The following is a 22,722-nucleotide window of genomic DNA, read 5'->3' on the forward strand; positions in this document are numbered from 1 at the left end:
TCCACCCCGGTGGTTCTTCAAGAGGGGAAACCGATGATTTTCAAGACCGGGCGAAATTGATGCATCTCCCGCGGCTGACGTGCACCCCGTGAATTGGTCCGGGTGACATGCGAGTTGGGCGGCAAAATCCGCACGCACGCGAGACGTGTCCGCGAACGCATGATCCGCCCAAGACTGCACCGCTTTCGGGCTCTGGCCTTGCGAAGACGTTTCTGCTGCGGCTTGGGCAAGCTTGTGTGCGCGCGGACTATCCGGCAAAACAACGGCAAGCAGTCGCGCAGATGCAACGCCCGAAAATCTGCAGTCCCATGAAAAACGCTCCGGATACCAATTCACGCATCCGCCTCCCCTCGCCCCGCTTCCGGGTCATGCGCTCCGTGCAGTCGGGTATTCAAGCAGCGGTGGCGGCGGCTCTTCTTTCGGCCCCACTTGTCGCCGCCACTCCCGGAGACTGGACGGCAAAGGATTTCAGCGGCTCGGGTCAGCCGGGAATTTCATCGTCCGGCTCGCGAGCAGCGGCCCGTGTGACGATTGCCAATGACCATCAACCCGCGAAGGCCGAAATCTGGCACCTTGCACTCACGTCGGACATTTCCGTCACGGCCGGACGCGCCTACGAGGTGGCATTCACGGTCAAAGCCTCCGAGGAAACCGCGTTTGAGGTTCTTCTGCAAAAAGCAGGCGAGCCCTACACCACCTTCGCCATCCGCAAAGTCACCGCGGGTCCGGAACCGGTCCCGGTCCAAATCGTCGGCACCTCCCCGTTCAGCACTTCCGACAAGGACCCGGCATCGCTTGCCCGCATCGTGTTGGCCCTCGGCAAAGCACCTGCCGGAGCCAAACTGTCCTTCGACAACATCAAATTCCGTGAAATTCCCCAAAACCCCGCGCCGGCCCGCGCGACGGTGGATTTTGCGCGGCGAATCAACCCGCCTTTGCTCAGCGGCTTCCTGCTGGGCCTTGATGTGAAAGACTTCCTGAAGGGGCCGCCGGACGACGCGATGGTCACTCCGCTGCGCCCCAAACATTGGCGGGTCCGCAGCGAGTGGGCGGAGCGCGTCGCCGGTTGGGGAGCGAAACCGATCGTTCTTTGCTCGGAGGGAAGATACCCGCCCGCCGCCGCGCCCTGGTCCGACGGCTATAAATTCTGGCGGGAACACGTCACAGGGCTGGCGAAAAAACATGGCTCCGCTGTCGTTTATGACATCTGGAACGAACCCGACATGGGCTCGTTTTTCCTCGATTGGCCGGATGCCACATTCGAAAAATTCCTCGAGACCTTCAAGGAAGCCCACAATGCCATTCGTGCGGAGGTGCCGGACGCTGTGATCAGCGGACCTTCCCTCAGCGCGTCCTACCCGCCTTACCGGCTGAGGCAGTTCTTGGAATTTTGCAAGGCCAACAAGCTCACGGTGCAGGCCCTCGCGTTGCACATGTTGGACCGCGATGATGTCGGACTCGACGCCATGAAGGCGGAGATAGCCCGCATCCGCACCGAGTTCATCGGCAATCCGCAGTTCGCCCCGGTAGGAGTCCGCGAGATCCACGTGAACGAATACGCCGCCCCAGGAGACCCCTCCTACCGTCCCGCTTCCATTCTCGCAATCCTCGCCGCCATGGAGGAATCCGGAGTGACCGCGGCCTGCCGATCCTGCTGGGATCACCCCGACGCGCCCGGCATCAACTCGGGATTCGACGGCACGCTCGACGGCCTGCTCACGCACGACACCCGACAGCCCCGCTCCGTCTGGTGGGCCTACAAATGGTATGCGGAAACGGAAGCCGGACGCGTCTCGGCGACCAGCAGCAATCCTTCACTGGTTGTCATGGCCTCGGCCGGGCCGCGGGATTCTCAACCTCCCGCCGCCGCGCAAATCCTCCTCGCATCGAAGGGAGCGGACGGTGCCGCGCGCACGCTCTCCGGCGTCTCCGTCCAGTTGCTCAACCTCGGCGCACTTCCCTTTGTCAGACCCGACACCAAGCAACTCCAAGCCCGCATCGAGCGCATTTCCTTTGTCCCGCCGGGCACACAGGCTGTGACTGCACCGGAGCTTGTGAAAGAAAACCTTGTCGTTCCGGTCGTCCGGGGCGCCGCTTCCCTTTCCTCGCTGACACTCGCCCCCTCCGACGTCCTCCGCATCACGCTTCAAGCGAACTGAATCCGGCCGCCATCGCCGGGGTCTTGGCTGGCAATTATCGGGCCGCGCTCCCGGTCGCGGGGGCCGGTTCCGACGAGTGCACGCGCAAAGTGAGCAGCGCAGCGAGCAGGAAACTCAGGCCGCCGCCGACCACGACCCAGAGCGCATCCACCTGCGGAAAATGCGCCAGCACTTCGCCCAGTCCGAGCGCGATGGCGATCTGCGGAAGCACGATGAAGAAATTGAAGACGCCCATGTAAAATCCCATCTTCTCCGCCGGGAGACAGTTCGAGAGCATGGCGTAGGGCATGGACAAAATCGAGGCCCAGGCGATCCCCACGCCGGCCATGGACAGAAGCAGCATCTCCTTCTGCGTGATGAACGCGACCGAGACCAAACCGAGTCCGCCCAGGACCAAGCAGCCGATGTGGATGGTTTTGGCCGGGAATCGGCGTGCCAAGGCAAGGAGAAAAAAGGAAAAGACAAAGCAGACGCCGTTGTAGACGGAGAAGCTCACGCCGGTCCACTGCCCGGCCTGCGCGACGAGGTCCTTGTATTGCGGCGTGTCTTTCACCGCGCCGAACACGTGGTGCGCGATGGCCGGGGAAAAATAGATCCACATGCAGAAAAGTCCCATCCAGGTGAAAAACTGGACCCAGGCCAGCTGCCGCATCGTGGCAGGCATCGTTTTCAGCCCGTCGATGAATTCACGCATGAACCCGCCGACGCCCTTGTGACCGGCTTTCATGCGCTCGAAAGCGGCCATGTCTTCCGGCGGATATTCCGGCGTGGTCGCTACGGTGTAGAGCACGGCGAGCAGGAATGCCGCGGCTCCCGTGTAAAAGGCAATGTGCACGGCCGGGGGGATTTGTCCCTCCGGTGCCGTGCCGGCCACGCCGAACCAGTTGGCGAGGACGAAGGGCAGCGCGGAGGAAAGCACCGCCCCGAGACCGATGAAGAGACTTTGCACGGCGAAGCCCTGTTTGCGCTGCTCCTCGGGAAGCTTGTCAGCCACGAAGGCGCGGAACGGTTCCATGCTAACATTGACCGAAGCATCGAGGATCCAGAGCAACCCGGCCGCCATCCAAATCGTGCCGGAGTTCGGCATGAAAACCAGGGCGATCGAAGCAAGGATCGCACCGACGAGGAAATAAGGGCGGCGGCGTCCGAGCCGGTTCCACGTGCGGTCGCTCATGTAGCCAATGATCGGCTGCACGATCAATCCGGTGACGGGAGCAGCCAGCCAGAGAAGAGGCAACTCCGACTCCTTCGCGCCAAGCATCTGGTAGATTGACGACATATTGGCCATCTGCAGGCCCCATCCGAACTGGATTCCGAGGAATCCGAACGACATGTTCCAGATTTGCCAGAAAGAGAGATGCGGTTTGTGCTGCATGGGGAGATTGACGGAGGCCAAGGGCTAAACAAAAAACGCTGTGGCGTCCACGGCGAAGATGGTGCGCGGTGAGGGAATCGAACTCCCGACCAACTCGGTGCAGACGAGGCGCTCCACCGCTGGGCCAATCGCGAGAAAGACTAGAACCTATCCCGAAACCTGGCGCGGTGGCGTTGCGGATAATTTTCGTTTGTGGCAAGGAGCAAGCGAAGCGGCTGTATCCTCTGCGATACAGTCCCGGGCGCCGCGACGCAGCCACGGACGGAAAGCGCCGCAACCCTCTCGGGCAGGGCCATGGCGGAGCGTCTGGCTGCGTTGCTTCGCAAGTCACGATGCGCAGAGGCATCGCTCCCTGCTCGCGCCTTGCCATCCGCTCCGCCATGACTCTGCGCCACCCCGCGAGGTTTCGGGATAGGTTCTATGTCGAATGTCCGGCTTTGTGGCCTGGAAATTTGCTGCCCCCTTTTTGGTGGGCGAGCTTGTCCGGCGCTCACGCAGGGCCGGGAGCGTGCAGCCCCGATCCAAGCCGGGGGCCGGCGCATTATCGGACCGGCGGGCTGCGGCTGGCTGCGAGCGGATGACCGCGAGAAGGTTCTTGCCGTTGCCGCCAAAGCGGGGCCTATAGACCGCCGCAATGTCGAAGTTCCTTTCGTTCTGCATCTTGGTTTTGCTGGTCGGCTCCGTTGCGGCCGGGGGTTGGTTCGCGTGGTTGGGACAACAAGGCAGCCGCGGCGGCTCGGGCACCAGAGTGCTGCAGGTGGCGCACGGCCTGCCCACGCACCATCCGGTGCACCGCGGGTTGGAGGAAATGGCGCGGCTCGTGGCCGAGAAGTCCCACGGACGGCTGAAGTTCCGGCTTTTTCACAGCGAGCAGCTGGGCACCGAGGTCGAGTGCCTCGAAAAGGCCCAGGCCGGCACGCTGGCCATCACCAAGGTGAGCGCGGCTGTGGCGGGCAATTTTGTGCCGGTTTACCGGACGTTCAGCTTGCCCTACCTGTTCCGCGACGAAGGGCATTTCTGGCGCGTGCTCGACGGCGAAATCGGCGCCGGCATGCTGGAGCGGCTTTCGACCAAGGGCGATGGCAGTCCCAGCGGCCTGCGCGGTCTGGCGTGGTATGATTCGGGCAGCCGCAGTTTTTACGCCAAGGTCCCGCTGCGCGGCCCGGACGACCTGCGCGGATTGAAAGTCCGCACCATGAGCGACCCGGTGGCAATGGACACCGTGCAGGCTTTGGGCGGTTCGCCGACGCCGATCGCGTGGGGCGAACTTTACACCGCGCTGCACCAAGGCACGGTGGACGGCGCGGAAAACAACCCGCCCAGTTTCTTGACCAGCCGGCATTTCGAAATCTGCAAGCACTACCTGCTCGACCACCACTCGCGCATTCCCGACGTTCTGGTCATGAGCGAGGCGGTCTGGCAGACGCTCAACGGGAACGAGAAGCGCTGGATCGCCGGGGCCGCCCGCGAGTCCGGCCTCTTCCAGCGCGGGGTGTGGGCGGAGGAGAGCGCCAAGGCCCTCGAGGAACTCAAGGCGTCGGGGGTCAGCGTGGTGGAGACCGATCCCGTGGCCTTCGTCGGGCGGACCGCGTCGGTGATGGAAAAATACGCCACCGGCGAGATCGGGGGGCTGGTGGACAAAATCCGCGCGGTGCCGTGAGATAGATGACTGCCATGAAAAAACTGCCCAAGTTTCTCGACGCCACGATCGGCCCGCTTTGCGCGGGAGTTTTCGTGGTTTTGCTGCTGGATGTTTTGTGGGGGGTGTTCACCCGCTACTTGCTGGGCGACCAAGCGCGTTGGACTGAGGAATTGGCGCGCTTCCTCATGGTGTGGTTGGCCTTCCTCGGCGCGGCCCTCGCTTACCTGCGCCGTCAGCACCTGGGCGTGGAGATCCTCGTGGACCGCATGCATCCGTCCGCCCGCCGCGTCGCTTTGCTCGTGGAGCACGGCATCGTTTTTCTTTTCGCGGTGGCTGTGCTGGTCATCGGCGGCGGCGAACTCTTCCGGGAGCGTTTTGTCTCCGGTCAGACAATGCCCGCCCTCGGTATCCTCAAAGCTTGGCAATACCTCTGCCTGCCGGTGAGCGGTGCGCTGATATCCCTGGTGGCCGTCTCGCACTTCGCCGCGGTGCGGGCGGGTGCCCCGGATACGGAGGAGGTGCGGCCTTGAACGAAGGACTTGCCGTCATGCTCGTCGTGTTCACCGCGCTGCTGTTGTTGCGCACGCCGGTGGCCGTGGTCATCGGTGCCTCCACCGTGCTGGCCGCGTGGACGCTCGGTTTCCCCTCGGTGCTGCTCACCACCTCGCGGGAAATGGCCAACGGCCTCGACAATTACCCGCTGCTCGCCATCCCGTTCTTCATCCTCGCCGGCGACCTGATGGGGGCCGGCGGCTTGGCCCGGCGGTTGATCGATCTGGCCTCCTCGCTGGTCGGCCGTTTCCGCGGCGGTCTTGCGGCGGTCAACACCCTCACATGCATGCTGTTCGGCGCGATTTCCGGCTCGGCTTTGGCGGCGGTTTCTTCGGTGGGCGGCACGCTCATCCCGGAGATGAACCGCAAGGGCTATGACAAAAATTTCAACATCGCCATCACCGCCACTGCAGCCACCACGGGCCTCCTTATCCCGCCGAGCAACGTGATGATTGTCTATGCGGTGGTGGCCTCCAATGTCTCGATCGGCGCCTTGTTCCTCGCCGGGGTGCTGCCGGGGGTTTTGGTGGGGCTGTTCCTCATGGCGGTGGGGGTTGGCGTCAGCGTGCGGCGCGGATATGGCGCGGTCACCGCCGGTGGCGCCGGTCCCGCGGCGCCGGCCTTTCTGCCCGCGCTCGGCCACGCGCTGCCGAGCCTGCTGCTCATCATTTTCGTGCTGTGGGGCATCCTGTCCGGGGCCTTCACCGCCACGGAAGCCTCCGCGGTCGCGGTGCTGTGGGCCTTCATCCTGGCCGTGGTGTGCTACCGCGAAATTCCAATGCAAAAACTTCCCGCGTTGCTGATGGGCTCGGCGCGCACCTCGGGCGTGGTCTTGCTGTTGGTGGCGGCTTCGGCGGCCATGAGCCGCCTGCTAACCGCCGAGCAAGTGCCGGAACTCGTCAGCAATGCCTTGCTCGGGGTTTCGTCCAACCCGCTGCTGATCCTGCTGACGATCAATCTCATTCTTTTGGTTGTTGGCACGTTCATGGACATGACGCCCGCCATCCTGGTTTTCACCCCGATCTTTCTGCCTGTGGCCGTTGGCATCGGAATCGACCCGATCCACTTCGGGATCATCATGATCGCCAACCTTTGCATCGGTCTCTGCACCCCTCCAGTCGGCACCTGTCTCTTCATGGGTTGCACGGTCGGCCGCTCGTCCATCGGCGCGGTGTCGGAGGCGATGCTCTGGTTTTACGCGTCGATGGTCGCCTCGCTGGCGGTCATCACCTACTGGCCGGCGCTTTCGATGTGGCTACCCCGCGCCATGGGCGTGATCGGAGAATAGCGGACGAGTGGAAGTTTAAAACCGCCGGCTCGTGTGATGGTCAGGGTTTGGCCCGCACGGCGGCCATGAGTTTCTCCAAGTCTGCGACGTTGTTGGTGTAGTAAGCTTTGAGGATGTCGCGGTGTTGGTCGGTCGGGGCGGCGGCGAGGACCTTGCGCAGGATGTCTTCCTTGAGCCGGTAAGCGTTGCGGTATTTTTCCCCGACCGAGGGAGCCTTGATGAGTTTGAGGATGGCGTCATCGACGAAGTCGTGGCGCAGGGCGGCATGGAACATCCTTTGGGCCTCGCGCCAGGAGCGGTTGACAGCTTCGGCGTTTTCCTTGCGCAGGGCCTCCCAGTCCATCTTGGTCACATCGAGGACGGGTCCCTTGGTGTCCACGCCGAGTTCCTCGAGGTTGTCGGTGCGGTCGGCCTGGCCGTCGCCGTCGTAGTCGTAGATGACCTGGTTGATCCAGCCCGAGTTGTTGGTGTCGCGGTATTGGATGACCTCGGCGACCTTGGTGGCGGCTTCCTTCGGCGAGCGTCCGTTGTAGTGGGCGCTGCCGTTGAAGGCCGCGTCGCGGTCCACCAGCCAAGCGCCGCTTTCGGCCCCGCAGAGGTGGATTTTTCCGTCCCATGCCGCGCGATACATGTGGCCTTTGCCGCTGAAGTCCTCATCCCATTCGCCGCGGTCGCCCAAGCTGTCGGACTGGGTGTTGCGGATGATCGATTTGGTGCCAGCCTTGGGCGGGTTGCGTTCGAGCAGGTAGGGATCGCCGGGGTAGTAAAGTTCGACGCGTTCCCAGCGGTAGCAGTCGCCGTCCTCATCGAAGGTGATCCAGGCTTTTTCCCATTGGGCGCCGAAGAGCCGCTGGATGGCATTTTCCCGGGGGATGAAGCGGAAGCGGGTTTGGCGACGCCAGTCGAAGTTGCGGTAGTAGGGTGCGGCCCACTCGGGGGCCTTGAGTTGGGGAAACTCGTTGATGTCGTTGCTGTAATCGACGCCCGGCTTGCCCGCGACGTAGAGGGTGAGGTCGTAGCTCACCGTGGTTCCCCAGCCGGTATTGTTGTCCAAGTCGTAGCTCACCCATGCCTCGTCCACGATGCCATCAAAGCGCAGGCGCATCTGGCCGGGCCCGACAAAGGCGCGGTTGTCGGCCACGCGGATGGATACCTCGGAGAGTCCGTCGCCGTCGGGATCGAAAAACAGAAACGGGTTTTCCCACGTGAACTCCGGGGTTTCCACCGCCCAGATCGGGGCGTGCTCCTTGAGGAAGGTGGCGTTGCCATGGTAGTTGGGGCGCCAGTTGGTGGGCGTATCCCAGCGGGTCCAGTCCACCGAGACATCCTTCCAGTCCAAGTCGGCGAGCATCCCGGTGTTGTCGGGATCGATTGTCATATAAAACACTGCCCCGCTTGGCCCGAAGACGCTCGGAAACCCCGGCTTCGGATTGCTGTTGTAAGCCTCGATGTCGGCAATGCCGTCGCTGTCGCGGTCGGCCCACTTGATGGTGTAATCCTTGGGTCCGTCAAAATAGCCGTCGCCATCGACATCGACCTGCATGGCCCCGTTGATGGTGTCGCCGAAGGTGTCTTCGGGTTTGGTCGCCCCAGCCTCGTCAAAGAAGCGCACGCGCCGTCCGCCCACCCAGCGCTCGATCACATCGGGCTTGCCGTCGCCGGTGGCGTCGATGCGCAAAATTTCGTCCGGCCGCGAGGGATCGAGTTTGGAGCGGCGCGGGGAGTCGGGATCGGTTTCGTTGGGATAGGCTGGCTTCGGCGCGGGCTTGGGCGCAGCTTCTTGGGCGTCAAGCGATGGCGAAACAATCGCCAAGGCACAGGCCAAGAGGGCCGGCACACGCAGACAGGGACGGCTTGTTCGGAGGCGGGGAGTCATCATGATGGCAAAGGAGTTTCAAAATGGTTCTCCTGCCTTGGCATAGGCGGAGCCAAGAGCGCGGGATCGTTCAGGAGCGAAACACCGGCGTCAATGGCAAACTCTTCTTCCTCACCATCGGCGTGGCGTGTATTATCCATCGTTCCCTATGTCGTCGATTTCCCTCAAAACGCTTTTGCTCACTTGTCTTGCAGCCTCTACTGCGTTTGCCGCCGGGTCCGGCGATGCGCCGCCGCTGGCCGTCAATCCCGGCAAGATGGTCGGCAGTCTGTCCGATCTCTCACGCAAGCACTCGAAGGTTTTCGAGGTTTCCGATCCGGACCGCCCGGGGGCTTGGTGCTGGTTCCAGGATCCGCGCGCAATCGTTGACGATGCCAAGCCCGAAAAACCCATTCTGCTGACAGGTGTGGTCACCTTCGGTGAAGCGGGCACCGGGCAGCGCGGGGACGTCGATCTTTATTGGGTGGAACTGGATTCGGTGGACCGCGATGGCGGTCCGGTGCGCGGCCGGGTGGAACTCGACGACCGCCTGCAGATGGATGACCACGCCTCCCCCGCGTTCATGATCCGGCCCGACGGCCGCTATCTGGTGACCTGGTCGAAGCACGGCAATGACCCGATCGTGCGCTCGAAAATTTCGACCAATCCCGGTGATCCCAAGGAGTGGTCGGAAACTTTCCGCTTCGAGGAAACCAACGGCGGCGTGACCTACACCAACCCGAATTTTCTGGCCGAATGGAGCGGCCAGACCAACGTGGTCTTCAACGGCATCCGCTCGCGGGGTTTCGACTCGAATTTCCTGATTTCCGGCGATCTCGGGCAGACTTGGAAGTATGCCGGGCGCGTGCTCGACGCTCTCGATCCCTGGCCGAAGGACAACGATGGAGGTCGCGCCTACGTGAAATACGCCGGCGATGAAAAATCCAAGATCCACATCTTTTCGACCGACGATCACCCGCGCGTGAATTTCAACGAGGACCGCACCGCGCCCGGCCCGCTGCTCAACTCGATCTACGCCGGCTACATGGAGAACAACCAACTCCACCGCTACGACGGCACCGTGGTGGACAAGGATCTCTCCGATGACACCGGCACGCCGCCAACCGAACTCACGCCGCTGCTCAAGGACGGGACGATGATCGAGGGCGCCGCGATGCGCCGCGGCTGGCAGCTTGATTTGAAGACCGACGCCAGCGGCCAACCGGTCGGCATCTTCCAGTTCCGGGCCGACGACAATCCCGACGATCACCGGTATTTTTACGCGCGCTACGACGGCAAGCAATGGAATGTCAGCTTCCTCGCTTATGGCGGCGACAATTTCGGCGCGTCCAGCGAACTCGACTACACCGGCCTCGCTTCGGTCGATCCGTCCAACCCGGACGTCGTGTTCATCTCGACCAGCTCGGATCCGGTGACCAACAAGCCGCTCATCAGTTCAGCCACGGGGCAGCGCCAAAACGAAATCTACATGGGCAAGACCGGCGACGGCGGGAAGTCTTGGACTTGGGCTCCGATAACATCCAACTCCGCAACCGACAACCTCCGACCGGTCGTGCCGGCCTGGACCAAGGGCAAGAGCGTCGTGCTTTGGATGCAGGGGACGTATCCGAAATTCTATGTCTATGACACCAAGATCTTGGGCCAAGTGATCGAGCACTGAGCGCACAGCACACAACATGAAATCCCGCACACTTCTTATTCTTTCGCTCCTCGGGGCAATCGCTCACTCACCCGCGCAGTCCCCCGCCCCACAGCGACCGAACTTCCTCGTCATCACCTACGAAGACACCAGCGCCAACCGTTTCGGCCCGAATGACAAAACCGGCTTCGCCAACACCCCGGCTGTGGACCGTCTCGCGCGGGAAGGCGTGAACTACACGCAATATTTCGGCATCGCCGCCGTCTGCGCCCCGAACCGCTCGTGTTGGATCACGGGAATCCACCCCAACAGCCTCGGAAGCCAGAACATGCGCTCCGATGCCGGTCCGCTGGAAGAGGTGGTCACTTATCCGGAACTCCTGCGCAAGGCCGGCTATTTCACGTCGAACAACGCCAAGACGGACTACAACTTCGCGGTGCCGAAGGGTGCGTGGGACGTGCTTTCCACCAAGGCCCACTGGCGCGATCGCAAGGATCCCAGCCAGCCATTTTTCTCCGTCTTCAACCTCGAGGGAATGCACCAGGGGCGGGTGCAATCCGACGATGCCTATGCCAAATCCGGGGGCAAACTCCCCGCAGAACGCAAGGCAGACCGCTCGAAAGTCACCGTGCCACCGTGGCTTCCCGACACCGCCGAGACACGCGAGGCCATCGGCCGCACGTGGGACAATGTGAATTTCTCGGACCGCCATGTGGCCAGCCTCCTCAAACAACTCGAGGAGGATGGCCTGCTCGATTCGACCTGGGTGATTTTCATGTCGGATCACGGCGACGGCGGCTACCCGCGCGCGAAAACCTATCTTTATGACAGCGGGCTCCACTCCGGGTTGGTGATCCGGCCCCCGGGCGGCCAGGCGGTCGAGGGTATGCCTCAGCCCGGCTCGAGTGACGACAGCCTTGTCAGCTTCGCCGACTTCCCTTCCACCGTTCTCAAGCTCGCCGGAATCAATCCTCCCGCATGGCATCAAGGCCGTCCGCTCATCGGCAAGGACGTCCCGCCGGCGCCGGAGGCCGTCACCGCTGCACGCGACCGCATCAACGGACGCTACGACTGCGTGCGCGCCGTGCGCACCGGCAAGTTCAAATACATCCGCAACTACCAACCGTGGAAACCGCTCTACCAGGAAGTCCCGGGCTTCGAAGTTGCCCCTGCCATGCAGGCACTCCGCGCCGCGATGAAATCGGGCAACCTGCCCGAGGCCGCCAAGCCTTTCTGTGCGGCGACGCGGCCGGCGGAGGAGCTTTACGATATAACCAAGGACCCCGACGAGCTTCACAACCTCGCCGCCGACCCAGCCTATGCGAAGGACCTCGAGGCGATGCGTGCCCACCTTGCCAACCGCTACAAGACCCAGGGCGACCTGGGCTTCATGCCCGAGGGAATGATGGACAAAATGGGCAAGACCGCAGGCTCCCGCCGTGCGCTTCTCAAAGGCTCCTCCTATGATACCGTGGCCGCCGAGAAGTGGGCCGGGTTCGACCAGATCAGCAAAACCCCGGACTCCGAAATTGCTGCTGCCCTCTCCTCGGGTAATCCGGTCGCCCAATACCACGCCTGCATCGCCATCGGCAACCGAAGCAGTCTGCCATCCGGAGTCGATGTCCCTGCGCTCGAAAAGTTGCTCGCCTCGGATTACGGCGACCTTGCCGCCGCTGCCGCTTGGGCGCTCATCAAGACCGGCAATGACCGCTCCAATGCCGACGCCGCGCTTACCCGCGTAATCAAAGAGGGAACCTGGCAGGAGCGTCTCAATGCCCTCAATCTCATTGATTACCTCGGTCCTCTCGCCGAACCGTTGCTCCCTCTCGTGCAAGAGACCGGACGCTCCATCCGCGAACGCATGAAAACCGACAAAAATCTGAGCAGTTCGGACCGCTATTGCGCGGAGCAGGCGGAAGTCACACTTCGCAAGCGGGGGCTGGGCGCCGATGCCGAATCGGAACCCGCCAGTTGACGGGGTTCAAGGCGTCCTATATAGCCACACCGATCACAACCCCTGACCCTACAACACCAAGATGAAACCTTTGCTTGAGAAGTCGCATCCGCTCCTGCGGTCCGCATTTTGCGTTGTCCTTGGCGCCTTGGCGCAGGAGGCATTGGCAGCTGGTGATTCACCCAAGCCCGAGACACCGCAGGAAATTGTGACCATCCAAAAGCACGGCGGATGGACATGGTTCAACGATCCGCGCGCCATCGTGGCCCGCCAGCATCTCATCGTCGGAAGTCTCGACGCGCTCACCGGCCGGGCCAAGGTCGCCATTCTCGAGCCGCTGTTGCGTCAACCACCCCACGGCTTCGTGGAGCAGGATCTGAGTTCGTGGAAAAGCCTGGACGACCACAATAATCCCGGCCTGCTCGAGCTGAGTGACGGCCGGATTTTGGCCGTCTATGCCAAACATTCAGCCGAGAAAAAATGGTATTGGCGCATCGCCACCCCGGTGGAAGCCGGCGCCGGCGTGGATTTCCAGTGGGGGCCCGAGCAGGTTTTCCAGATGCAGTCGTTGATATGCTACGCTAATCTCGCGCAACTTTCTGACGAGGGCGGCCGCATCTACAATTTCTTCCGCGGGATCGGGAGCAATCCGACCTTTGTCACATCCGAGGATGGCGCTGCCACGTGGAGCGCGCCGACGAGGCTCATCCAAGTCGACGGCCACCGGCCCTACGTCAAATACGCCAACAATGGAAAAGACCGCATCGACCTGCTCTTCACCGACGGCCATCCGCGGGACCAGCGCGAGAACAACGTTTACCACATGTATTATCAGGGCGGTAATCTCCACCGCAGCGATGGCACCCTCATCCGCTCGATGAAGGATGTCATGGCGGGCAACCCGGTGCTTCCGAGCGAAGCAACCTTGGTTTACGAGGGCAAAACCGACGGTCGCGGCTGGGTCTGGGACATGGCTTATGCAGCGGACGGCAATCCCGTCGCGGTTTTCATCAACTCCACCGACGGCGATGAGGGCAGCGACCTGCGCTTCCGCTACGCCCGCTGGGATGCCGCATCGAAAAAGTGGATCCAGCAGCAGATCGCCTATGCCGGGCGTCATCTTTACGTGCCGGAAAACCACTATGCCGGCGGTATTGCCATCGATCCGAACGACACCAACCGGATTTACATCTCGACCGAGGTGGATCCGGTCACCGGCCAGCCGGGCGAAACCGGCAGGAAGCAGATCTTCCGCGGGACCACCGCCGATCAGGGTGCCAAGTGGACTTGGGAGCAACTCACCTTCGATCCTGCCGCGGACAACATCAGGCCGTATCTGCCGCGCCAGAAATACTTTGCCGATTGCGTGCTGTGGATGCGCGGGCGCTACGACACCTATCGCGATTATGACACCGACATCGTCGGAATCCTCAAAAAATAACCTGCGAACGTTGAAAAGAGCCCCGCACGAAAAATCATTTTTTTATTTAATCCAACTATGACCCCGACATCGTCCCTCAAAAAACCGCATCCGCTCCGGCAGATGGTATCATTTAGTATCCTCGGTGCTGCTCTGGCACCGGGCGCTTTCGGTGCCGGCACGCAACTCACGATGAGCCAGATCGGTTTGGCCGAGCGGCAGGTGGTGGCGGACGCCATGAGCCGCGTGGCCGACTACCAGATGGCCAAGTATGCCCGCAACCCGTCCAAGGCCGATGCGGGGCCGAACTGGATGACCGGCACTTTTTACACCGGGGTTCTGGCCGCTTACCGCGCCACGGGCAACGAGGAGTATCTGAACAAGGCTATTGCATGGTCCGAGGGCGCCGGGTGGAAGGTGCCGGAGCCGTATCTCAACGCCGACCAGCTTTGCACGGCGCAAACCTACCTCGACATTTACGCGATCAAGCGCGATCCGGCCATGATCGCCGACGCCAAGGCCGCGCTGGAAACGATGTTCAACCGCGAGGTCATCAAGCACGAGGAACTCGGGCACGTGATATGGAAGGAGAAGGAACGTCCGTTCACCGGCCGCAATCTCTGGTGGTGGTGCGATTCGCTCTACATGGCGCCGCCCGTGCTGGCCGCGATGTCCTCGGCAACCGGCGATCCCAAATACCGCGAACTCCTGCACAAGCTCTACTGGGACTCGATCGACTTCCTTTACAACCCTGAAGAAAAGCTCGTCTTTCGCGACGAAACTCAGTTCACGGTCAAGACGGGCTCCGGCAAAAAGGTGTTTTGGGCCCGCGGCGTCGGATGGGTTTATGCCGGCCTGATCCGCGTGCTCGATCATCTGCCGAAAGACGACCCGATGCGGGAAAAGTATCTCGGGCTTTTCCGCACGCTCACCCAGAGCATCCTGCGCTACCAGCAGCCGGACGGCATGTGGCGGACCTCACTCAACGATCCTTCCTGGTATCCCGAGCCTGACAGCAGCGGCACCAGTTTCTTCTGCTACGGCCTGCTGGCGGGCATCAACCGCGGCTACCTCGACAAAAGGACCTACCTACCCGCCGCGCTCAATGCGTGGGAGGGCTTGCTCGGTTGCATCAATCCCGAGGGACGCTTGGGCTATGCCCAATTGATCAGTGGGATGCCCGGTCCGGTGCGACCGGAAAACACCATGGACTACACCAGCGGCTCGTTTCTGCTGGCCGGCAGCGAGCTTTACCAGATGAACATCACGGCCGCCGAGATCGCCAAGCTCGCTGCGCCGTATGAAGTCGTGACCATCCAGAAGCAGGGCGGTTGGACATGGTTCAACGATCCGCGCGCCATCGTGGCCCGGCGGCATCTCATCGTCGGAAGTCTCGACGCGGTCACCGGCCGGGCCAAGGTGGCCATCCTCGAACCGTTGTTGCGCCAGTCGCCCTTCAGCTTCGTGGAGCAGGATCTGAGTTCGTGGGAAAGCCTCGACGACCACAACAATCCCGCGCTGCTCGAGCTGAACGACGGCCGGATTCTGGCCGTCTATGCCAAACACGGCCTCGAGGACAAATGGTATTGGCGCATCGCCACGCCGGTGAAAGTCGGCGCCGGCGTGGATTTCCGTTGGGGGCCCGAGCAGGTTTTCCAATCTGCACCGTCAACATGCTACTCGAACCTCTTCCAACTCTCCGACGAGGGCGGGCGCATCTACAATTTCTTCCGCGGGATCGGGGGCAATCCGACCTTCGTCACGTCGGAGGATGGCGCAGCCACGTGGAGCGCGCCGACGAGACTTGTCAAAGTCGACGGCCACCGGCCCTACGTCAAATACGCCAACAATGGAAAAGACCGCATCGACCTGCTCTTCACCGACGGCCATCCGCGGGACCAGCGCGAGAACAACGTTTACCACTTGTATTATCAGGGCGGTAATCTCCACCGCAGCGATGGCACCCTCATCCGCTCGATGAACGATGTCATGGCGGGCAATCCGGTCCTCCCGAGCGAAGCAACCTTGGTTTACGAGGGCAAAACCGACGGTCGCGGCTGGGTCTGGGACATGGCTTATGCAGCGGACGGCAATCCCGTCGCGGTTTTCATCAATTCAGCCGACGGGGACGAAGGCAGCGACCTGCGCTTCCGCTACGCCCGCTGGGATGCCACCGCGAAGAAGTGGATCCAGCAGCAGATCGCCTATGCCGGGCGTCATCTTTACGTGCCGGAAAACCACTATGCCGGCGGCATTGCCATCGATCCGAACGACACCAACCGGATTTACATCTCGACCGAGGTGGATCCGGTCACCGGCCAGCCGGGCGAAACCGGCAGGAAGCAGATCTTCCGCGGGACCACCGCCGACCAGGGAGCCAAGTGGACCTGGGAGCAACTCACCTTCGATCCCGCCGCGGACAACATCAGGCCGTATCTTCCGCGCCAGAAATACTTTGCCGATTGCGTGCTGTGGATGCGCGGGCGCTACGACACGTATATCGATTATGACACCGATATCGTCGGCATCCTCAAAAAGTAGCCGGGGATGAGAAAAAGTCCGGCGGCGCGTGCTTGTCCGCAACGCCGCCCGGCCAAGGTTCGGGATAGCTTCCAATATTTTCCTGCTAACCGGCGCCAATTTAAGGCAGGATGCTTGTTTTCATGAAACGTCTGGACCGAAAGATCGCCAACATCCTGCGCGACCCCTCGGGGGCCAAGGATTTCATCATCGCCGATGCGAAGGACGCGGACATGGCCTTCGGCGTGACCGCTCCGGGGCCGCAAAACGGTTCCTGCCGCCATGGCTACAACGAATCCGAGGGTTGCTGGAAAACCTTGGATGAGTATCTCGGGCAAATCCGTGCGGTCATCCACCAGGACGTCGTCGATATCATGCTGCTCTCGGCATCCAATCTCGAGCGATTGGCCATGCAGGAGGGACTGTTCGAGAAATCCGAGATCACCCCCGCGGCGCGGGCCAACGACACAACGGACGTCTGGGCTGTGCGCGGCGGCAGATATCCCACGCACCACCCGTCGCGTTCTTTCCGCTCGGCCAACATTTGCCACATCAAATACGGGCGGATCACCGACGACTGCACCCGGCCGTTCACCGGCGCCGACCTCGGGCTTTATTCGATCACTTTCACCAACGACATCGACGCGGACCACAAAGCCTTGGAGGACTTCCACGAGTTCCGCCTCGAGGCCGAGCGCAAGCACTTCCGTTATTTCCTCGAAGTCTTCAACCCCAACGTCGATCCCGGCATCCCCGACCGCAAGGTCGGTGCTTTTCTCAACGACCACATCATCCGCACGCTGGCCGGCGTCACATCGGTCGGGCGGCCGATCTTTCTCAAAATTCCCTACAACGGACCCGGCCCCCTGGAGGAACTCGTTTCCTATGATCCGCGCCTGATCGTCGGCATACTGGGAGGCAGCGCCGGAACGACGCTGGACGCCTTCCAACTCATCCACGACGCGCAGAAGCACGGGGCGCGTGTCGCGCTTTTCGGCCGCAAGATCAATCTTTCCGAGCACCCGCTGGCGTTCATCGACCTCTTGCGGCGCATCGTCGAGGGCGAGGTCACTCCGGTCGAAGCCGTCAAAGCCTACCATGGCGTGCTGCAGCAAAGCGGACTCCGCCCGCAGCGTCCTTTGCAACAGGACCTTCAATTGACGCGCAACAAAATGAGCTACCGCTGATGACGGCAACGCGCGAGCTTGTGAAACATCTCAGCTCTTTCGCCTCTACCGATCATACCCGGAAGCCAAACATTTTTTCTCCGTCAATCCGCCCGCCACTATGAAACGGTCCGAAATCAACGCCATGCTTCGGGAAGCCGAATCCTGCTTTCGTCAGCATCATTGGGCTCTCCCGCCCAACCCTCGCTGGGATATCACCGACTTCGGTCTCGGCAACTTCGCGCGCTGCGGACTCACCCTCATCAACCTCGCCGAGGAGCCCGAGTATTGCGAAAAGCTGATGTATGCGCGGGAGAACCAAATCACCCCGGCACATACCCACGCCAAAAAGAAAGAGGACATCATTTGCCGCCACGGCCGGCTGACTTTGCAGCTATGGTCCGGTCATCCGGAGGCGGCCGCACAACCTGACCGGTTCTCCATCCGGGTCAACGGCGAGGAGCGGCACCATGCGCAAGGAGGCGAGTTGACCCTTTCGGCCGGCGAAAGAATCACCCTCACGCCGGGGATTTATCACGCATTTTGGGCCAGCGCGCCCGAGACGATCATCGGGGAAGTTTCCACCGCCAATGATGACGCCAATGACAACTTTTTCGTCGATCCCGACATCGGCCGTTTCCCCGGCATCGAAGAGGACGAGCCCGCCACCGTTCGTCTCGTCAGCGAGAAGCAATCGTGAATCCGCAAGCGCTCGCCGGAACTCTGACCGCCCGATCGGGCGAAATCCCCAAGCACCGCGTTGTCACGGGCTTCGACGGTTTTGTGGACGAAATGATTTCGCTCGTTGCCGAGCGCAAAAGCCTCGAACGCTTCGCGCGCGTTGAACATATCGACCAGTTCGGCGACCTCGTCAAAGCGGCCGCCGGTCACTCCAGCCTCCGCGAAATCGTCGTCACCCAAACCGATCCCGGCGGTTGCGCCGTGAACATGGGCGACGGCCTCGCAACCTTGGGGGTGGCGGTGACGACATTTGCCACCGTGGGCCAACCCGTCCACGCGGCCTTCGATGCCTATTCCCGGATAGCGACACTGCACAGCTGGGGCCGCGAACCCGGACGCACCCTCGCCTTCGAGTTCGCCGACGGCAAACTCATGTTCTCCTCGGTCAGTCATCTCGCCGAATTCACCCCGGACTATGTCAAACAGCGGCTTGCCGAACAGGATTTTGAAAAATCCTGCAGGGCGGCCGACCTGATTGCTTTCGTGGATTGGACGCTTTACCCGCACATGACGGCCTGCTGGCAACTTCTTGCCGAGCAGGTTTTCGCCAAATTGGAGCATCGTCCTTTTTTGTTTCTGGACCTTGTCGACCCCTCGTCGCGATCCCGGGCCGACATCGAAGCCATGCTCGAAGGACTCCCCTTGTTGAACCGCCATTGCCGGACAACGCTCGGACTGAACCAGAACGAAGCGAACATCCTCTCCGACATCCTCTCCCAACCGCATGAAAAGCGTCCCGAGATGGACGGGGCGGCCGGGCAGGCAAAAGCGCTGCAGGGCGCTTTGGGGATCGACGAAGTTGTGATTCACGCCACGCGCTTTGCCGTCCTCGCCAATGAAGACGGCACCGCCCAGGCCCCCGGTCCTTACTGCGAAAAACCCGTCAAATCCACGGGCGCGGGCGACCGTTTCAACGCCGGCTATGCCCTCGGCTTGGTTCTGCACTTGCCTCCCGAAGACAGGCTCCTTCTCGGCAACGCCACCTCCGGCGCCTATGTGCGTTCGGGAACAAGTCCTTCGATTTCCGAAGTTATCCAGCTTCTCCAAAACTACCCGCAACGATAAACGGTCGCTCTCCCGGTGTTGGCGCTCCGGCTCCCGGTTCAGCCAAAAGGTGCAGGGCGGCACGGAACAATCTTGTTCCTCGTGCCAAAGGAAGGATCCGCGAACCCGGGTGTTTGATTTCGTGATCGCGACTGCGACCGAAGCTCAGTGCCCGCGCCGGAGCCAGTTGTCTCCGATTTCCTCGAGGGTGCGTCCCCGGGTTTCGGGCAGCAGCGTCTTGCCGAAGAGCAGCGAAAGCAGGGAAATTCCGGAGAACACCCAGAAGGCCGCCGCCTCGGTGCCGACCAAACTCCGCGACCAACTCATCATGAGCGGGAAGATGGTTGATGCGAGAAAGATGGTTAGCCACAAAAACGTCACGATGGCCGAAACCGCCTTGGCCCGGATGCGGGTGGGGTAAATCTCCGGGATCATCAGCCAAGGCAGGCCGCCGAGGGCCAGCGCATGCGGAATGGCGCAGAGCATCACCACCGCGAGCACGGCATAACCTTTGATGTGGTATTGAAACACCAACCCGGCCAGGAACATTGCCACACACATCCCCACCGAAGCCACGTTCCACAGCGGCCGGCGCCCCCAGCGGTCCACCACGAACATGGACCCGATGGTCACCGCCCCCATGAAAGCATAAGCCACCACAAACTGCATGATGGCGTCAGCCGTATCCGGAAACCCCCCGATCTTGAAGAGCGTGGGAAGATACATCGCGATCCCGCTCCAGCCGGTGAAGTTGTTGAAAAACGCCAGCAGCAGACCCACCAGCAAGGCACTCCGCATTCCGGGTGCCCAGAACTCCCGCCAACCACCCTCTTCCTGCTGGAGCGAGGCACGGATGCCGGTCATTTCCTGGCGGGCGAAGTCCTCGCCGCCGATCCGCGCGAGAACCGCGCCGGCTTCCTCATCGCGGCCCTCCTCGGCCAGCCAGCGGGGACTTTCCGGCATGGGAAAGAGCAGGCCCACGAAACAAACGATCGCCACCATCTGCGAGAAAAACATCCATCGCCAGCTCACCGAGTCCGGCAGAAGCAATGCGAGAAAGTAGCAGGCCAGACCCGCCGACAAAGCGCCGATCACGACAGCCACCTGATACATCAGCCCCATGGCGCCGCGGGATTTGGGCGACGAAATTTCCGCGATATACATCGGCGAAGCCACCGAGCAGATGCCGCAACCCACGCCGCCCAAGATGCGAAAGAAGTTGAACACCCACATATTCGGGGCCAAGGCGGTGAAGATCGCGTTGACGGCCAGCAGCAGCGAAGCAAAAATCAGGCTCTTCTTGCGGCCGAACCGGTCGCACAGCCACGCCCCCAGAAAAGGCCCCGCCACGCATCCCAGCACGCCGCTCGATGTGGCAAAGGCAAACTCCGCTTCCGAGAGGTTGAATTGTTGCCGCATGATGGTGTTGGCCCCGGCCATCAACGACAGGTCGTAGCCGAAAATGAAGGCGCCGAGGGCGGCGACCAGCGCCACCAAAAATCCGTAAACGGGATGAGGAGTATTGGAAGAAGAGTTCATAGGAGGTTGGATAGGTTGGAGAGTTACAGGCCCGGGACGTAGCCTTTGCCAAATTTGGCCTCGAGCGGCTGGCTCCATTGCTCGCCAAACGGAAGCCAGGAAGTTGTCCCGCCGTCCACGATCAATGTTTGCCCCAGAAAATAACGCGCATCCCCGGTAGCCAAAAACACCGCGACTTTGGCGATGTCCGGCGGCAATGCCACGAATCCGCACGGAATGCTGCTCCCCAGCTGTGCGGACAGGTCTTGGCCCGCCGCCGCTTTCGTGGTGTTCTCGACCCAAACGCCACCCGGTGCCAACCCTACGACCCGGATGCCCCGCGTCGCCAGTTCCACTGCCAGCTCCCGCGTGTAGGAGACAATCGCCCCCTTGGTGCCCGCATAGACGGAATGTTCGCGCATGCCTTGGTAGGCATGCACCGACGACAAGTTGATCACCACTCCCCGGGCCTGCTCCAGCGGGGCCAGCAACCGCTGGGTGAGAAAAAACTGCGCCCGCACATTGACCCGATACAGCGTGTCGAACTGCTCCGGCGTCACCTGCTCGAACGGCAGGTTCATCGTGATCCCGGCGTTGTTCACCAAAAGATCGATCCCTCCCAGCGCCGCCACAGCCTCATCGGCCAGGCGCCGGACATCGTCCAAGTTATTGAAGTCCGCCTGCACGGCACTCGCGCGAACACCCAAGGCCTCTGCTTCTGCCACTCCGCTGTGCGCACCGCCCGGGCTGCGCGAATAGTGGAAAACCACGTCCGCACCCTCGCGGGCATACTCAAGGGCGATTTCCCGGCCGATGCCGGTGCCGGATCCGGTGACCAATGCTTTGCGACCTTTAAGGCGATTTGTGCTCATGGGGTTGGGGGATGTGGTGCTGACAAGAAGTGTGTGGCGATAAAGCGCAACGATCTCCGTGTCAAGCTATGGGACTTTTGACTTGATAGGTCTTAGGATGTCATACATCATATGTAAAGAGTCAAATTACGCCTCTCCGGCATGTTAAGTTCCACTCTGTCCAAATCCACCGCGCCCGACCTCTTTCAAATGGGCGGCAAAGTCGTCCTGCTGACCGGTGCCGCCGGCGGTTTCGGTCGCGCCCTTGCCCAAGGCTTCGCCCAATTCGGAGCCTCCTTGGTGCTCGTGGATCAAGAAGCCATGGCGCTGCAAGCGCTGGCCACGGAACTTGAAACCAACGGCACTCCGTGCCTCGCCTGCGCAGCTGATGTCTCGGTGGAATCCGAAGTTGCCCTGGTCACAGCCCGCGCCTTGGAACACTTCAACCGGATTGATGTCCTGCTGCACGTGGCGGGCGCCGCCAAGCTTTCGCCGGTCACCGAGATGAGCACGGCGGATTTTGATTTCACCATCGGCTCCCATCTCCGGGGGACGTTTTTTCTGGTCCGCGAGACGGGCCGCATCATGTGCCGGCAGGGCGGCGGCAGCGTCGTGCTCATGAGCAGCCTCGCCAGCCAGCGCGCTCTTGGCCGGGGAACGGGTCCCTACGCAGCGGCCAAAGCCGGCGTGAATGCCTTGGTCCGCGAACTGGCCGTCGAATGGGCTCCGCACAACATCCGCGTCAATGCGGTCGCCCCCTGTCAGTTTCGCACACCGGGATTGCTCGCGATGCTGGCCGATCCCAACTTCAACCCCGGCGGCGACTTGCAAAACCGCATGGTTTCAGCGATCCCGCTCGGCCGCCTCGGGGAACCCGCGGAACTCGTGGGCCCCTGCGTGTTCCTGGCTTCGGAGGCCGGCAGCATGGTCACCGGCCAAGTGCTCTTCGTGGACGGCGGCTACACGGCAAAATAAAA

General features: G+C 61.9%; 16 protein-coding genes and 1 tRNA gene. 12 read left to right on the forward strand and 5 right to left on the reverse strand.

Features of this window, described 5'->3' with window-relative positions:
• The first annotated feature begins 107 nt into the window (after positions 1 to 107).
• A complete protein-coding gene (locus tag FGM15_10940) occupies positions 108 to 2,159 on the forward strand; it encodes a hypothetical protein (protein MBU3666374.1) in 2,052 nt (683 codons plus the stop codon).
• 34 nt (positions 2,160 to 2,193) lie between these two features.
• Here the strand turns inward: FGM15_10940 and FGM15_10945 are convergent, their stop codons facing one another.
• Both FGM15_10945 and FGM15_10950 read right to left on the reverse strand, forming a co-directional pair.
• Positions 2,194 to 3,534, reverse strand: a complete 1,341-nt coding sequence (locus tag FGM15_10945) for an SLC45 family MFS transporter (GenBank protein ID MBU3666375.1) — start codon at positions 3,532 to 3,534, stop codon at positions 2,194 to 2,196.
• A 66-nt stretch (positions 3,535 to 3,600) separates the two neighbouring features.
• Positions 3,601 to 3,665, reverse strand: a tRNA-Ala gene (locus tag FGM15_10950).
• Between the two features lie 503 nt (positions 3,666 to 4,168).
• Here FGM15_10950 and FGM15_10955 point away from each other — a divergent pair.
• The 3 genes from FGM15_10955 to FGM15_10965 are packed head-to-tail and all read left to right on the forward strand — an operon-like array spanning position 4,169 to position 7,016.
• Positions 4,169 to 5,194: a TRAP transporter substrate-binding protein gene (locus FGM15_10955; protein MBU3666376.1), complete on the forward strand. Its 1,026-nt coding sequence runs from the start codon at positions 4,169 to 4,171 to the stop codon at positions 5,192 to 5,194.
• 5 nt (positions 5,195 to 5,199) lie between these two features.
• Positions 5,200 to 5,706, forward strand: coding sequence for a TRAP transporter small permease (locus FGM15_10960; GenBank protein MBU3666377.1), 507 nt, complete (start codon positions 5,200 to 5,202; stop codon positions 5,704 to 5,706).
• Positions 5,703 to 7,016, forward strand: a complete 1,314-nt coding sequence (locus tag FGM15_10965; GenBank protein MBU3666378.1) for a TRAP transporter large permease — start codon at positions 5,703 to 5,705, stop codon at positions 7,014 to 7,016. Before FGM15_10960 ends, FGM15_10965 begins: the two co-directional genes overlap by 4 nt.
• Before the next feature lie 40 nt (positions 7,017 to 7,056).
• Here FGM15_10965 and FGM15_10970 read toward each other — a convergent pair whose 3' ends face one another.
• Positions 7,057 to 8,895, reverse strand: coding sequence for a hypothetical protein (locus FGM15_10970; GenBank protein MBU3666379.1), 1,839 nt, complete (start codon positions 8,893 to 8,895; stop codon positions 7,057 to 7,059).
• Between the two features lie 145 nt (positions 8,896 to 9,040).
• On the opposite strand from FGM15_10970, the gene FGM15_10975 reads away from it, so the two are divergent.
• The 7 genes from FGM15_10975 to FGM15_11005 all read left to right on the forward strand — a co-directional run bounded on the left by FGM15_10975 (position 9,041) and on the right by FGM15_11005 (position 19,397).
• Positions 9,041 to 10,552: a hypothetical protein gene (locus tag FGM15_10975; GenBank protein MBU3666380.1), complete on the forward strand. Its 1,512-nt coding sequence runs from the start codon at positions 9,041 to 9,043 to the stop codon at positions 10,550 to 10,552.
• A gap of 16 nt (positions 10,553 to 10,568) precedes the next feature.
• Positions 10,569 to 12,506 carry a sulfatase gene (locus tag FGM15_10980; GenBank protein MBU3666381.1) on the forward strand — a complete coding sequence of 646 codons (1,938 nt, stop codon included), beginning with the start codon at positions 10,569 to 10,571 and terminating at the stop codon, positions 12,504 to 12,506.
• Between the two features lie 61 nt (positions 12,507 to 12,567).
• Positions 12,568 to 13,926, forward strand: a complete 1,359-nt coding sequence (locus FGM15_10985) for a hypothetical protein (protein ID MBU3666382.1) — start codon at positions 12,568 to 12,570, stop codon at positions 13,924 to 13,926.
• 57 nt (positions 13,927 to 13,983) lie between these two features.
• Positions 13,984 to 16,446, forward strand: coding sequence for a hypothetical protein (locus FGM15_10990; GenBank protein MBU3666383.1), 2,463 nt, complete (start codon positions 13,984 to 13,986; stop codon positions 16,444 to 16,446).
• A gap of 122 nt (positions 16,447 to 16,568) precedes the next feature.
• A complete protein-coding gene (locus FGM15_10995) occupies positions 16,569 to 17,612 on the forward strand; it encodes a hypothetical protein (GenBank protein MBU3666384.1) in 1,044 nt (347 codons plus the stop codon).
• Between the two features lie 100 nt (positions 17,613 to 17,712).
• Complete coding sequence (locus FGM15_11000; GenBank protein MBU3666385.1) at positions 17,713 to 18,291, forward strand: D-lyxose/D-mannose family sugar isomerase; 579 nt, start codon at positions 17,713 to 17,715, stop codon at positions 18,289 to 18,291.
• A complete protein-coding gene (locus tag FGM15_11005; GenBank protein ID MBU3666386.1) occupies positions 18,288 to 19,397 on the forward strand; it encodes a carbohydrate kinase family protein in 1,110 nt (369 codons plus the stop codon). The genes FGM15_11000 and FGM15_11005 overlap by 4 nt, the downstream gene beginning before the upstream one ends.
• A gap of 144 nt (positions 19,398 to 19,541) precedes the next feature.
• Here FGM15_11005 and FGM15_11010 read toward each other — a convergent pair whose 3' ends face one another.
• Both FGM15_11010 and FGM15_11015 read right to left on the reverse strand, forming a co-directional pair.
• A complete protein-coding gene (locus tag FGM15_11010) occupies positions 19,542 to 20,993 on the reverse strand; it encodes a sugar porter family MFS transporter (protein MBU3666387.1) in 1,452 nt (483 codons plus the stop codon).
• Positions 20,939 to 21,766 (reverse strand): SDR family oxidoreductase, encoded by an 828-nt coding sequence (locus FGM15_11015; protein MBU3666388.1) that lies wholly within the window; start codon positions 21,764 to 21,766, stop codon positions 20,939 to 20,941. Before FGM15_11015 ends, FGM15_11010 begins: the two co-directional genes overlap by 55 nt.
• A 141-nt stretch (positions 21,767 to 21,907) precedes the next feature.
• Between FGM15_11015 and FGM15_11020 the strand changes: the two genes are divergently transcribed.
• Positions 21,908 to 22,720 (forward strand): SDR family oxidoreductase, encoded by an 813-nt coding sequence (locus FGM15_11020; protein MBU3666389.1) that lies wholly within the window; start codon positions 21,908 to 21,910, stop codon positions 22,718 to 22,720.
• Positions 22,721 to 22,722 lie beyond the last annotated feature (2 nt).

It is taken from the genome of Chthoniobacterales bacterium (assembly GCA_018883245.1).
Taxonomy (GTDB): Bacteria; Verrucomicrobiota; Verrucomicrobiia; order Chthoniobacterales; family JACTMZ01; genus JACTMZ01.